This window comes from Chitinimonas naiadis (assembly GCF_054780835.1).
This window is the reverse complement of record NZ_BAAGVO010000009.1, coordinates 163,127-176,064: the sequence shown is the minus strand read 5'-3', so window position 1 is coordinate 176,064 and position 12,938 is coordinate 163,127. Positions and strand designations below refer to the sequence as shown.

General features: G+C 61.6%; 13 protein-coding genes. 2 read left to right on the top strand and 11 right to left on the bottom strand.

Annotated elements, in window-relative coordinates:
• The first annotated feature begins 235 nt into the window (after nt 1-235).
• Nucleotides 236-2,059 (top strand): phosphoenolpyruvate carboxykinase (GTP), encoded by a 1,824-nt coding sequence (locus tag ACYVHK_RS23950; RefSeq protein ID WP_460537455.1) that lies wholly within the window; start codon nt 236-238, stop codon nt 2,057-2,059.
• Between the two features lie 53 nt (nt 2,060-2,112).
• Here ACYVHK_RS23950 and ACYVHK_RS23945 read toward each other — a convergent pair whose 3' ends face one another.
• The 10 genes from ACYVHK_RS23945 to ACYVHK_RS23900 form a co-directional block, all read right to left on the bottom strand.
• The gene (locus tag ACYVHK_RS23945) at nt 2,113-2,547 is read right to left on the bottom strand and encodes a hypothetical protein (protein WP_460537453.1); all 435 of its coding nucleotides are present in this window, start codon (nt 2,545-2,547) and stop codon (nt 2,113-2,115) included.
• Between the two features lie 100 nt (nt 2,548-2,647).
• Entirely contained in the window at nt 2,648-3,907 is a 1,260-nt protein-coding gene (locus ACYVHK_RS23940) for a 6-phosphofructokinase (protein WP_460537451.1), read from the bottom strand.
• Nucleotides 3,908-3,927: 20 nt separating this feature from the next.
• On the bottom strand, nt 3,928-4,500 hold the full coding sequence (locus ACYVHK_RS23935; RefSeq protein ID WP_460537449.1) for an SRPBCC family protein: 573 nt from the start codon (nt 4,498-4,500) through the stop codon (nt 3,928-3,930).
• Nucleotides 4,501-4,745: 245 nt separating this feature from the next.
• Nucleotides 4,746-5,366, bottom strand: a complete 621-nt coding sequence (gene trhA, locus ACYVHK_RS23930; RefSeq protein ID WP_460537446.1) for a PAQR family membrane homeostasis protein — start codon at nt 5,364-5,366, stop codon at nt 4,746-4,748.
• A gap of 190 nt (nt 5,367-5,556) precedes the next feature.
• The gene (gene adk, locus ACYVHK_RS23925; protein ID WP_460537444.1) at nt 5,557-6,213 is read right to left on the bottom strand and encodes a nucleoside monophosphate kinase; all 657 of its coding nucleotides are present in this window, start codon (nt 6,211-6,213) and stop codon (nt 5,557-5,559) included.
• A 145-nt stretch (nt 6,214-6,358) separates the two neighbouring features.
• Entirely contained in the window at nt 6,359-7,126 is a 768-nt protein-coding gene (gene kdsB, locus ACYVHK_RS23920; RefSeq protein ID WP_460537442.1) for a 3-deoxy-manno-octulosonate cytidylyltransferase, read from the bottom strand.
• Nucleotides 7,123-7,308, bottom strand: a complete 186-nt coding sequence (locus tag ACYVHK_RS23915) for a Trm112 family protein (RefSeq protein WP_460537440.1) — start codon at nt 7,306-7,308, stop codon at nt 7,123-7,125. Before ACYVHK_RS23915 ends, kdsB begins: the two co-directional genes overlap by 4 nt.
• Complete coding sequence (gene lpxK, locus ACYVHK_RS23910) at nt 7,289-8,326, bottom strand: tetraacyldisaccharide 4'-kinase (protein WP_460537438.1); 1,038 nt, start codon at nt 8,324-8,326, stop codon at nt 7,289-7,291. Before lpxK ends, ACYVHK_RS23915 begins: the two co-directional genes overlap by 20 nt.
• Nucleotides 8,327-8,408: 82 nt before the next feature.
• Nucleotides 8,409-8,822 carry an ExbD/TolR family protein gene (locus ACYVHK_RS23905; protein WP_460537436.1) on the bottom strand — a complete coding sequence of 138 codons (414 nt, stop codon included), beginning with the start codon at nt 8,820-8,822 and terminating at the stop codon, nt 8,409-8,411.
• A gap of 12 nt (nt 8,823-8,834) precedes the next feature.
• A complete protein-coding gene (locus ACYVHK_RS23900) occupies nt 8,835-9,443 on the bottom strand; it encodes a MotA/TolQ/ExbB proton channel family protein (RefSeq protein ID WP_460537434.1) in 609 nt (202 codons plus the stop codon).
• A gap of 336 nt (nt 9,444-9,779) precedes the next feature.
• Between ACYVHK_RS23900 and xseA the strand changes: the two genes are divergently transcribed.
• Nucleotides 9,780-11,135 carry an exodeoxyribonuclease VII large subunit gene (gene xseA / locus ACYVHK_RS23895; RefSeq protein ID WP_460537432.1) on the top strand — a complete coding sequence of 452 codons (1,356 nt, stop codon included), beginning with the start codon at nt 9,780-9,782 and terminating at the stop codon, nt 11,133-11,135.
• 90 nt (nt 11,136-11,225) lie between these two features.
• On the opposite strand, the gene ACYVHK_RS23890 is transcribed toward xseA, so the two are convergent.
• Entirely contained in the window at nt 11,226-12,668 is a 1,443-nt protein-coding gene (locus ACYVHK_RS23890) for a chitinase (protein ID WP_460537430.1), read from the bottom strand.
• Nucleotides 12,669-12,938 lie beyond the last annotated feature (270 nt).

Genomic DNA, 12,938 nt, shown 5'->3' with positions numbered 1-12,938 from the left:
GGTTGTCGGAAATCAAAAGCGCGGGGCTTGCCCCGCGCTTTTTTTATGCCGATGCACCTGCTCAGGGGCTGCAGCGCAGGCTGTACGGCTGATCATTTTGGTAGTCAAGCGCCTGCTCGCTACTTTTTTAGGGACTTATCTGCTTGAATTTGCGAGAATTGAGGGGACATTCCCACCTGTGCTCGGCTTTTTCTCCGTAGTTCGGGTGGTATCTGCTACTTAAGCCGAGGTTCCCATGCAGTTTGCTCCCCCCGCCTATATCAAGCACCAAGCCCTGATCGACTGGGTGGCCAAAGTGGCCGCTCTTACCAAGCCCGATGCCATACATTGGGTGGACGGATCCGAGGCGGAAAACGAGCAGTTCCTGGCGCAGATGGTAGCCGCCGGCACGCTGGTGAAGCTCAATCCGGCCAGGCGGGCCAACTCCTATGCTGCTTTTTCCGATCCATCGGACGTTGCCCGGGTGGAAGACCGTACTTTCGTCTGTGCGGCCAACAAGGAGGATGCCGGCCCGAACAACAACTGGATGGCGCCGGCCGATATGCGGCAGACGCTGGATGGCTTGTTCGAAGGCTGTATGCGTGGCCGTACGCTGTATGTGATTCCGTTCAGCATGGGGCCGCTGGGCTCGCATATCGCCCATGTGGGCATCGAACTGACCGATTCGCCCTATGTCGTGGTATCCATGCGCGTCATGACCCGCATGGGTCGGGCGGTATACGACGTGCTGGGGACGGACGGCGAGTTCGTGCCTTGCGTGCACACCGTTGGTGCGCCGTTGGCTGCGGGGCAGGCGGATGTCGCGTGGCCTTGCAACAAGGATACCAAGTACATCGTTCATTTCCCCGAGACGCGGGAAATCTGGTCCTATGGTTCGGGTTACGGCGGCAACGCCTTGCTGGGCAAGAAGTGCTTTGCCTTGCGCATTGCCTCCACCATGGGGCGCGATCAGGGCTGGCTGGCAGAGCATATGCTGATCCTGGGGGTGGAAAGTCCCGCCGGCGAGAAATCCTATGTGGCCGCGGCCTTCCCGAGCGCTTGCGGCAAGACCAACTTCGCCATGCTGATTCCGCCCAAGTCCTATCAGGGCTGGAAGATCACCACCGTGGGTGACGACATTGCCTGGATCAAGCCCGGTGCCGACGGCAAGCTGTATGCAATCAATCCTGAGAATGGCTATTTCGGGGTGGCGCCTGGTACCTCAGAAAAATCCAATCCGAACGCCATGGCCATGCTGCGCGAGAATGTGATCTTCACCAATGTGGCGTTGACCGATGATGGTGACGTCTGGTGGGAAGGCATGAGCAAGGAAGCACCGGCGCACCTGATCGACTGGCAAGGCAAGGACTGGACACCGGAGATTGCGCGCGAGACCGGGCGCAAGGCGGCGCATCCGAATGCGCGCTTCACTGTGGCGGCCGCACAATGCCCATCGCTCGACCCGGCCTGGGATGATGCCAATGGCGTACCGATCTCGGCCTTCATCTTCGGTGGCCGCCGCTCGTCCACAATACCGTTGGTGTTCGAAGCGGCGGATTGGGAAGCCGGCGTCTATATGGCGGCAACCATGGGCTCGGAAACGACCGCTGCCGCCATGGGTACCCAGGGCCAGACCCGTCGCGACCCGTTTGCCATGCTGCCGTTCTGCGGCTACCACATGGGCGACTACTTCAAGCACTGGCTGGAAGTGGGCGGTCGCCTGCCGCAAGCTCCCCATATCTTCTGCGTGAACTGGTTCCGTCTGGGCGAGGACGGCAAGTTCTTGTGGCCGGGCTTCGGCGAGAACATGCGCGTGCTGGAGTGGATGGTGGGCCGCGTGCAGGGCAAGGCCAGGGCTGAGGAAACCGTGCTGGGTTGGATGCCTGCTTACGCTGACCTTGACTGGAGCGGTCTGGACGAGATGACGGCCGAGCAGTTCCAGGCCTTGATGCAGCTTGATGTCGAAGCCTGGCGGGCTGAGGTGGCAGCGCATGCCGAGTGGTTTGCCAAGCTGGAAGACCGCCTGCCAGAACGATTGGCGGAGCGTCGCAACAAGCTGAGCGCCGCACTGGCTGAATAAAGCCAGCAGTCCGTATGCAGAAAGGCCACCGCTTGCGGTGGCCTTTTACTTGTCTAGTCCGCCGTCTGGAGCGTGATCATCAAAAAAGGGCTGCTGGAGTCTGCCCGTTGCAGTTCGGCCGTACCCGTCAGGGCTACCGCCGGTTGTATGTCCAGTTGGCCTTCGGCACGGGCAGGGTAGTGGCGCGAAAAGTGGATGCGCACCCGGATCCCCAGCGCGTTCTCCAGGGTGAGGTCGACATCGATGCCGCAATCGAGATCCCAGGGCATGGCGCACCAGATGCGCTCGCCCAGCGCAGCGATCTGTTCACCCAGGACCGGCTCTTGTACCCAGCCGCAGCCGAACGAGGTCCGGCAAGCCGTCAGGGTCAGGCTGCTATCGCTCTGGTTGACGAGGGAGATGAAGAACTGGGGAACGGCATCTTCCAGCGGGCTCGGGGTTGAGTCGTCGGTGGGGACCGTGCCGGTCGCTGCTGGATAGGCTGACATGGCTTTCCTGGCGCACTGATGCTTCAGCATATGCCAGCATTGAACAATGACCAAGCGAGGACAAGCCGGCCTGCGCGATACATTGCGCAGGCCGGCGGGCTTACAGCGCGAAGTCCGGCAACTTGCGGGCGACCGGCAGGTTCTGCAGGCGGACGTAGTCCGGCAGGCCGTTCTTGAACGGCGGATAGTCTTCACCGGCGATCAGCGGGGACAGATAGCGGCGACAAGCCTCGGTAATGTGGAAGCCGTCTTCGGTGATGAAGTCGCGCGGCATGAATTTCTCCACGTTGGCGACTTGTGACAGCGGGGCCTCGGCGATATCCCAGCGGTACGGCGCATCGCTGAGGCGACGGATGGCTGGCATGACCGAATTCTTGCCGGCAAGCGCCATTTCCACAGCGGCCTTACCCAGGGCGTAGGCCTGTTCGACATCTGTCTTGCTGGCAATATGGCGGGCGGCGCGCTGCAGGTAGTCTGCGACGGCCCAGTGGTATTTGTAACCGAGCTTGTCCTTCACCAACTGGGCGATGGTCGGGGCAACGCCACCCAGCTGGGCGTGGCCAAACGCGTCCTTGAGGCCGGTCTCGCTGAGGAACTTGCCGTCCTTGTTCTTGATGCCTTCCGAGACACCGATCACGCAGTGGCCATGCTGCTCGACCGTGGCCTGGACCCGGGCCAGGAAGGCGGCTTCGTCGAATTCGATTTCCGGGAACAGCAGGATGTGCGGACCTTCGCCGGCCTGCTCCGAGGCCAGGCCGCAGGCGGCGGTGATCCAGCCGGCGTGGCGGCCCATGACTTCGAGGATAAAGACCTTGGTCGAGGTCTTGGCCATGGAGGCGACGTCGTAGCCTGCCTCGCGGATGGAGGTGGCGACGTATTTGGCGACCGAGCCAAAACCGGGGCAGCAGTCGGTGATCGGCAGGTCGTTGTCCACGGTCTTGGGTACGTGGATGGCCTGGATCGGGTAACCCATCTTTTCCGAGAGCTGGGCGATCTTGTAGCAGGTGTCGGCCGAATCGCCGCCACCGTTGTAGAAGAAGTAGCCGATGTCGTGGGCCTTGAAGACCTCGATCAGCCGCTCATACTGCTCGCGGTGGGTCTCCAGGCTCTTGAGCTTGTAACGGCAGGAGCCGAAGGCGCCGGACGGCGTGTGCTTGAGGCGGGCGATATCCTCGCTTGATTCGAGCGAGGTGTCGATCAGGTCCTCGGTCAGGGCGCCGATGATGCCGTTACGGCCAGCGTAGACCTTGCCGATCTTGTCGCCATGCTGGCGCGCGGTCTCGATCACGCCTGCGGCGCTGGCGTTGATCACAGCGGTGACACCGCCGGATTGGGCGTAGAAAGCGTTCTTTACGGTCATGGTTGATCTCGGGGATGGAGTTAAGGCTTTTGCTTGGCCGCCTCGCTGGCATGCCATTGCTTGAGTTGTTCGCGCCACTGGGTCCAGTCATGTGGCTTGCCGGACTCGAAACGTGTCTGCAGATTCTTCAGTACGTTGGGCCAGGCTTTCTCGAAATAGGCGCGGGCTTTGGGCCATTCGCCGTCGCTACCCCAGCCCAGGTGGCTGAGCGTGAGCCGGGTACCCTGCTCATCCGGTGCAAAGCGCAGGATCACGACGGTGCGTTGTTGCCGGGCGGCTGCGAGATGCGGTGGGGCGTTCCAGGTAAACGAGAGCAGCTTCTCGGGTTCGACCGCCAGCACCTTCATGGTGTCCGCCCCTTTCATGCCGGGCTCGCCGTACGGGTCCATATAGACCTCAAACGGGCCGTCAGGCCTGGCGTCCACCCGGGCTTCCGGCGCAAAGAAGCTGGCGATGCCGTCGCTGGTCGTCCAGGCTTGCCAGACCTGGGCCACCGGCGCCTTGACGCTGACGCTCAGTTCTATCCCGTTCTCGGCCGCATGGCTGGTCAGCGTGGCGATGCCCAGCAGGACAGGCAGCAGCAGACGACGCATGGCGAACTCCGAGGCGGTTGGAAACGCGCGAATTGTAGTCGGAAAAAGCAGACTCCGCCGTGCCGGCCGACGATTGCCGCGGGAGTGAGCCTCCGAGTCGAGCATTTCGCAGGCGGGGCCTGCGTGGCGTTTTTCGCGTGCGCCGGCACTGACGCGTGCAGGGTAGGCCTTGGCTGTTGGAGAGAGGCCAATCTAGAAGCGGATACCCATCGCTTCAGCGCGCGTGTCCTTGTCGTGCGCTCACCCTAAGCGACATAGAACAGGATGCTGACGTACTGGCAAAGGCTGCCACCGAGGACGAACAGGTGCCAGATGCCGTGGTAGTGCCTGACCCGCTCGTCGTTGAGGAAGAAGTAGATGCCGAGGCTGTAGACGATACCGCCGGCCGCCAGCCAGGCAAGGCCGGCAGTGGGCAGTGCGGCGATGAGTGGTTTCATGGCGATCAGGATCAGCCAGCCCATGACGACATACAGGATCATCGACAGCAGGCGGGTACGGCGGCCCAGGGTCAGCTCCTGGATGATGCCGAACAGGGCAAGCCCCCAGTTGAGGCCAAACAGCGTCCAGCCCCAGCCGCCACGCAGGGTGACGAGGGCGAATGGGGTATAGGTACCGGCGATCAGCAGATAGATCGCACAATGGTCGATCTTTTGCAGTATGGCCTTGGTGGGTGGATGCTTGATGCTGTGATAGAGCGTCGAACCGAGATAGAGCACGACCAGCATGGCGCCGTAGATACTGAAGCTGACGATCTTCCATGGGTCACCCTGCAGGCTCGCCAGGGTGACGAGTATCGCGAGGCCGGCGATGGCGAAGGCCGATCCCAGTAAATGGGTGATGCTGTTGAAGCGTTCGCCGTGGTACATGCCGCTGCTATCTCCTTGAACAATCTGTGATGCCGGCGAGAAGGGCTCGGCAGTGCTGCCCGCAACAGACCGGGCGGGTTGCGATGAGTTCCGGTCGGAACAACAGCATCGAGGCCTGCCCCTAGGGTACCGCGCAAAAGCAAACAGGCGGGGATTACCCGCCTGCCTGTATTGACCGCTCAGGGTGCTATCAGACGCCGAGTGCCTTGAACACGCTGTCGCGGATGCTGTCGACGGCGCCGACGCCCGGAACCTTGACGTACTTCGGGGCCTTCGCGTCGCCGGACTGGGCCAGCTTGCCGTAGTAACCGACCAGCACTTCGGTCTGCTCGTGGTAGACGGCCAGGCGCTTCTTCACGACTTCTTCCTTGTCGTCGTCACGCTGGACCAGTTCCTCGCCGGTTTGGTCATCCTGGCCGGCGACCTTGGGCGGGGCGAACTTGACGTGGTAGACGCGGCCCGATGCCGGATGGCAACGACGGCCGGTGATGCGCTCGACGATTTCGCTGTCCGGTACGTCGATCTCGACCACGTAGTCGATGTCCACGCCGGCTTCCTTCAGGGCGTCGGCCTGGGGAATGGTGCGTGGAAAGCCGTCGAACAGGAAGCCTTTGGCGGCATCCGGCTGAGCAATCCGTTCCTTGACGAGGCCAATGATGATGTCGTCGCGTACGAGGCCGCCTGCATCCATGATGGCCTTGGCTTCCAGGCCCAGCGGGGTGCCGGCTTTGACCGCGGCGCGCAACATGTCGCCGGTGGAGATTTGCGGGATGCCGAACTTCTCTTTGATGAAGTTGGCCTGAGTGCCCTTGCCAGCGCCGGGAGCGCCTAACAGTATCAATCGCATCGGAGGGGTCCTGGTTTCGTTGGTTTATTCAAATACCTTGTGGCATACCGACAGAAACCGCTGTCGGCATATTCCATCTTGTTCTGGCGACCCATCGCGGATGGGCCGGATCTGGTGCTGTTGCCGGCGTTGCCGCCTTGCAGGTCTAGCCGTTTAGCGCGGCCCAGCGTTGTCGGACACGTTCCAGATCGGCGGGCGTATCCACGCCGGTTTCCGGGATGTGGTCCATGACCGCAACGCCGATCGGATAGCCGTGCCAGAGCACGCGCAGTTGTTCGAGTGCTTCGAATTGCTCCAGCGCAGTGGGGGTCAGGGTACTGTACTGGCGCAGGAAGCCGGCGCGATAGCCGTAGATGCCGATATGCCGAAAGACGGGTAGGTCTGTCGGCAGGACCTCGCGCGTCTGAGTGAAGGCGTCGCGGGCGTAGGGAATCGGAGCTCGGCTAAAGTAGAGGGCGCGGCCGGCATGGTCAAGCACTAGCTTGACCACGTTAGGGTTGAACATGTCCTCGGCGCTAGCAATAGCGTGGCACGCCGTGGTCATCGGCAGGTTGTTGTCGCGGTGCAACATGCCCGCCACGGCATTGATCAGGGCCGGATCGATCAGGGGTTCGTCACCCTGTACGTTGACGACGGCGGTGTCGTCGCTCAGACCCAGCAGGTCGGCGGCCTCTGCCAGCCGCTCGGTGCCGGATGCATGGTCGGCGCGGGTCATCAGGGCCGAGTAGCCATGGGCCTCGACGACATCGCGGATACGGACATCGTCGGTGGCGACATGGGCACTGCTTGCCCCGCTCTTGAGTGCCTGTTCGATGGTACGGATGACCATGGGCTTGCCTCCGATGTCGGCCAGCGGCTTCTCGGGGAAGCGCGTGGACGCGAGGCGAGCCGGGATCAGCGCGACGAAGCTCACTTGCCGACTTCCTCGTCTGCCGGCAGCTCACGCGCCTCGCCTTCCAGCATGACGGGGATGCCGTCCTTGATCGGGAAAGCCAGCCGGTCGCCGCGACAGGTCAGTTCCTGGCGGGATTTGTCGTGGAAAAGCGGCCCTTTGCAGATTGGGCAGACCAGTATCTCAAGCAGTTTTGCGTCCATCATTACTCTTCAAGGCTTGCAGCCGGTTGATCAGCCAATCGGCCAGGTCGGGGGTCAGCGTGGCGCTGACCGGAACAGCCCAAATATTACCACTGTGCTGCAGCCTCCCCTTAGACAAAAGGGGCTGCAGTTTCACCGCATCCTTCTCGGTGACCAGCAGGATTTCGGCATCGACGCCGGCGAGATCGGCCTCGGTATAGGCATGGTGGTCCGGGAAGGGGTGCGGGCTGGCATCCAGGCCCGCAGCCGCCAGCGTGGCGAAGAAGCGGGCGGGATGGCCGATGCCGGCCAGCGCGGCCAACTTCCGGCCGGTGAAGCCGGGTAAGGGGCGTCGCTGACCAGGATCGAGCAGGTTCCAGGCATCCGCCGGCGCCAGTTGCATCTCAAAACGCGCGGGGTGGGGTGGAATGACGGCCTGCGGCCGACCATTCACCAGGATGGCGTCGCAGCTGTCCAGGCGTGATGCAGGTTCACGCAAGGGGCCGGCTGGCAGCAGCCAGCCGTTCTGCAAGCCGCGTGCGCCGTCGATCACCGCGATTTCGATATCCCGTTGCAGGCGGTAGTGCTGCAGGCCGTCGTCGCAAATCAGTACGTCGGTATCGGGGTGGCGGGTAAGTAGTGCCTGGCCGGTGGCGATCCTGTCTCGGCCGATAAAGACGGGGCAGCCACTGCGACGGGCCAGCAAGGCCGGTTCGTCGCCATATTGATGCGGATCGTCGCCCGTGGGCGGCACTTCAGCCGGGCCGGTGAGCTGGCCGCCGTAACCCCGGCTGATGATGCCGGGGTGGTAGCCACGGGCCTGCAGCTGTTCTGCCAGGTAGAGGACCGTGGGCGTCTTGCCGGCGCCGCCGGCGCTGATATTGCCGACGATGACGACCGGTACCGGCAGCGATTCGCTATGCAGCACGCCGCTGGCGTACAGTCGCCGACGCAGGGCTGCCAGGAGGCCGAATACAGCGCTTACCGGCAGCAACAGGCAGGCGGGAAAGCGGGATTGCCAGTAAGCAGGTGTTTGCATGGGCGAGCGGGCTCAGGCTGACCGTACAAAAAAACATTCCCGCCGGAGCGGGAATGGCGTGCTGATGCGGTATGCAGCAGGCTTACTGCGGCGTCTGGGTCGCGAAGGTCAAGCGACCGAAGCCCGCCATCCTGGCGGCTTCCATCACGTTGATCACTGCCTGGTGGCTGGCATTGCCATCGGCGTTGATGACGATGACGGGTTCCTGGCCCTTGGCCTGCTTGCGCAGTTCTGCAGCGAGTTCCTCTGCACCACTGTAGGTGATGCGCTGGCCGTTGATGGCATAGCCGCCGGAGCTGGTGATCGCGATTTCGATCTCCAGCGCTTTGGCTTCCTGCTTGTCGGACGCGGCCGTGGGCAGGTTGATCTTGAGCTCGGCAAACTTGGAGTAGGTGGTGGTGGCCATCAGGAAGATGAGGATCACCAGCATCACGTCAATTAAGGGGATGAAGTTGATTTCCGGCTCTTCCCGGTTGCGGCCTCGACGGAAGTTCATCGCGGCGCGCCCTTAGCCACGTTCGCCATGCACGACTTCCACCAGCTTGATGGCTTGCTGCTCCATCTCGACGATGAAGCTGTCCACGTTGCTACGGAAGTGGCGGTAGAACACCAGTGCCGGGACTGCGACGACGATGCCGAAGGCGGTGTTGTAGAGCGCGACCGAGATACCATGCGCCAGCACGGCCGGATTCGTGCCGCCGGTGGGGGACTGCGCGCCGAAGATCTCGATCATGCCGATGACGGTACCGAGCAGACCCAGCAAGGGCGAGGCGGTGGCGATGGTGCCCAGCGTGGTCAGGAAACGTTCGAGGTCATGGGCGACCGCGCGGCCGCTTTCCTCGATCGATTCCTTCATGATCTCACGGGTGCTCTTGACGTTCTTGAGGCCTGCAGCCAGTACCCGGCCCAGCGGCGAGTTGGCCTGCAAGCGGGTCAGCATGTCGGCAGTGACGCCGCTTTGCTTCAGTTCCTGTACCGTCAGCGCCAACAGGCCATCAGGCAGTACTTGTGAGCGGCGCAAGGTGACGAGCCGTTCGATGATGATGGCCACCGCGATGATGGATGCAAAGATGATCGTGTAGATCGGCCAACCGGCAGCCTGGATAATGGCGAGCATGGGGACAGTGTCCTGGGTCCAAAAACCGCGTAACTTTAGCTGCGCAGCGGGGGGCCGGCAAGCACGCATTGTGGGAGGATGGCGGTAAACCCATGTCCGGACGAGGGATTCCGGGTTTGTGCACACAGCCTGTGGATAAAAGTGTGGGTAAGCCAACTTTCGCTGTCGCAAAAGCCCATTCCGCCGCTATTTTGTTGACTTGCTCAAAAAAGTGGCGAAACAAATTTCTCTTTTTAAAACAATAATTTAAGCATTCACTGTAACACGTGTGTCAAATTCCATCATCACCACGCAGCAATATTCGCGAATGTGGATGAATCGTCCGATCGAGACCAAATGAACGAGATAATGTCAAGCCCGACACCGGTGTGGTCGGTCAGTGAGTTGAACCGGGCGGTCAAGGGCCTGCTGGAGCGTGAACTGCCGCAGATGTGGATCAGCGGCGAGATATCCAACCTGACCATCGCGGCGAGCGGGCATTGCTATTTTTCGCTCAAGGATGCCGGTGCGCAGGTTCGCTGCGTGATGTTCCGCAACCGGGCAATGCTGCTGCCTTTCAAGCCGCGCGAAGGGCTGAAGGTCGAGGCACGTGCCATCGTGACGTTGTACGAGGCGCGGGGCGATTACCAGCTAAACATCGAAGCAATGCGCCCGGCCGGACTGGGGGCCTTGTATGAGGCCTACGAGAAGCTCAAGCAGAAGCTGGCAGCAGAAGGCTTGTTCGATCTGCAGCGCAAGCGGGTATTGCCGGCCGCGCCGCGCGCGATCGGTATCGTGACCTCTACCAAGGCGGCGGCGCTACGCGACGTACTGAGTACGCTGAAACGACGGGCGCCGCAACTGCCGGTACGGCTCTATCCTGCGCCGGTGCAAGGGGAAGGGGCGGCCGACAAGCTGGCGGCGATGATCAGGGCTGCCAGCGATCGCGCGGAGGTGGACGTACTGATCGTCTGCCGCGGTGGTGGCAGTATCGAGGACCTGTGGTCCTTCAATGAAGAGGTGGTGGCGCGGGCCATTGCCGATTGTGCCGTCCCGGTCGTCAGCGGCGTGGGGCACGAAACCGACTTCACTATTGCCGACTTTGTGGCGGATGTGCGGGCGCCGACGCCGACGGCGGCGGCGGAGCTGGTGGCGCCGGACCGTAATGTGCAAGTGATGCAGTTGCGGCAATGGCAGGCGAGGTTGCAGCGTGTCTTCGGGCAGCAGTTGCAGACGCGCATGCAGAAGCTGGATTTCCTGTCACGACGCCTCGTGCACCCGGGCGAGCGGTTGCGTCTGCAGGGTGAACGCTTGCAACGGGCGAAGCTGGACCTGCAGCGGGCGGTACTGCGCCGGCAAGAGCTGCGCCACTGGCGCATGCAGGCGTTGCAGCAGCGCTATCTGGCAGTAAAGCCGGCCGTGGCGGCACCGCGCCGTGAAGTGGAGCAGTTGCAGCAACGTCTGCAGCACGCCTTGCTACGTAGCGGAGAGCGCCGGCTGGCGAAGCTGGATCGCCTGTCGGACCGGCTGACAGCCTTGAACCCGGAAGCGGTATTGGCACGTGGTTACAGTCTGGTCGAGACCCGCGAAGGGCAGTTGGTACGCGATGCGGCGGTGTTGCGTAGCGGACAGTATTTGCGCTTGCGGTTTGCCCAGGGAGAGGCTGCGGCGGTGGTCAGCGAGGCACCGGTAGAGCAGGGGTCGTTGTTTTAGCGTGCGGCCTGTACGGCGGATGGCACGGCCAAAAAAAGGGAGGCGATGCGCCTCCCTTTTCTTATTGAGCCGCCATGCCTGATCGATGGTTCAGGGTAGGGCTCTCAGGCTGTTGACCGTCGGGACCGAGAAATTGAAGCCATCTACTTTGTCCCAATTGATGGACCAGGTCATCACCCCGCGATAGGTCGGATAGGCCTGCTTGGGCACCACGCTGCCGCAATTTTGTAGCTTGGTCAGGCAGGTCAGCGCGCTGTTGACCGTTTGTGCGGTCACAAAGCCCTGATTGGCTGAGCGTGAACCGGATGGCACGCCGAAGGCTACCTGATCAGGACGGAGGCCTTTGAACTCCCAGCCCGAACCATAGTTGGTCTTGAAGCCTTCGATCAGCATCAGGCTGCCGCCGACCAATCCGTCCACCGTGCCCTCGTTGAGGGTACGGTTGTCCACGTACACAAAACCACCGTTGTTGTAGTACTGGACATGAATGATGTTCAGCTCATTGCGCAGACCATCGATGATGGGCAGATAGGCGCCCCAGATACCCGCATTGGTGACATAGCCGCCTTGTACATAGGGATGTTCCGGTGCCATCGACAGATAGAAGTTGGCGCCGACCTTGGCCTTGAGCTGTTTCACCGCGCTGACCAGATTGGTGATGATGGGTGCGCCCGAGGTCACGCCGGCACCGCTCTCCAGATCCAGGTCGATGCCGTCAAAACCGTACTTGGTAATCAGGCCGTACAGGCTGTTCACGAAGTTGCTGACGTGGGTGGCGTTGTTCAGGGTCACCGTCCCGTTCTGGCCGCCTAGCGACAACACGACCTTCTTGCCCTTGGCTCGCTTGGCGGCAATGTCGGCGATGAACTGCGCCTCGGTGCCGGCGTTCGGGTCCAGGGTGAAGCTTACGTTGCCGTTCCCGCCGTCGTCGGCAAAGGACACCATGATCACGTCCCAGTCATCCGATACGTTGCGAATCGGGATGGTCGGGCCGCTTGGGTTGGTGAAGTTGTGCCAATAGCCGATCAAGGCATGTTTGGGCAGGCTGCCTGATGGCGTTGGCGTTGGCGTTGGCGTTGGCGTTGGCGTTGGCGTTGGTGTTGGTGTTGGTGTTGGTGTTGGTGTTGGTGTTGGTGTTGGTGTTGGTGTTGGTGTTGGTGTTGGTGTTGGTGTTGGAGTTGGAGTTGGAGTTGGAGTTGGAGTTGGAGTTGGAGTTGGAGTCGGAGTCGGAGTCGGAGTCGGAGTCGGAGTCGGAGTCGGAGACGCTGAGCAGGCGCCGATCAGCGTCCACAACGAGAGGGTGGCTGCCGGATTCCAGTTGGCGCCCACATAGGCGGTATGGGTCTGCAGGGCGTTGTAGTTATTGCTCTGGTAGGAGGCTTGGGTATTGGCGGCATAGGTCTTGCCTTCCGCCCATGGTGTCGCACAGGCGGCCGCCAGCGCGCTTGGCGCATAGAGGATGCCGGCTGTTGCCAGGGAGAGCGTGACGGTATTCAGGGCAAATCGCCGTGCTGGCTTGCGAGGGGTGCTCATGGGGAAAGCTCCTTCTGAATGAGTGGAAATAAAGTGGACTTATTCATGTATCAAATAGAACCTCGTCACGCCTCGCAATCCCGCACCGATCGACGCCCGGCAATGTGATTGCTGTGCTGGCCTTGGCCATTTTACGAAGTCATTACGATGCTATGACAAATAAAACAAAATGCAATGTATCAATAAAAATCAAATACTTATTGCGGAAGTCGTACTTGTGGCGCCATTGATAGAACTACATTATCGCGGGTGGTCGAGCTCAAGGGCTTG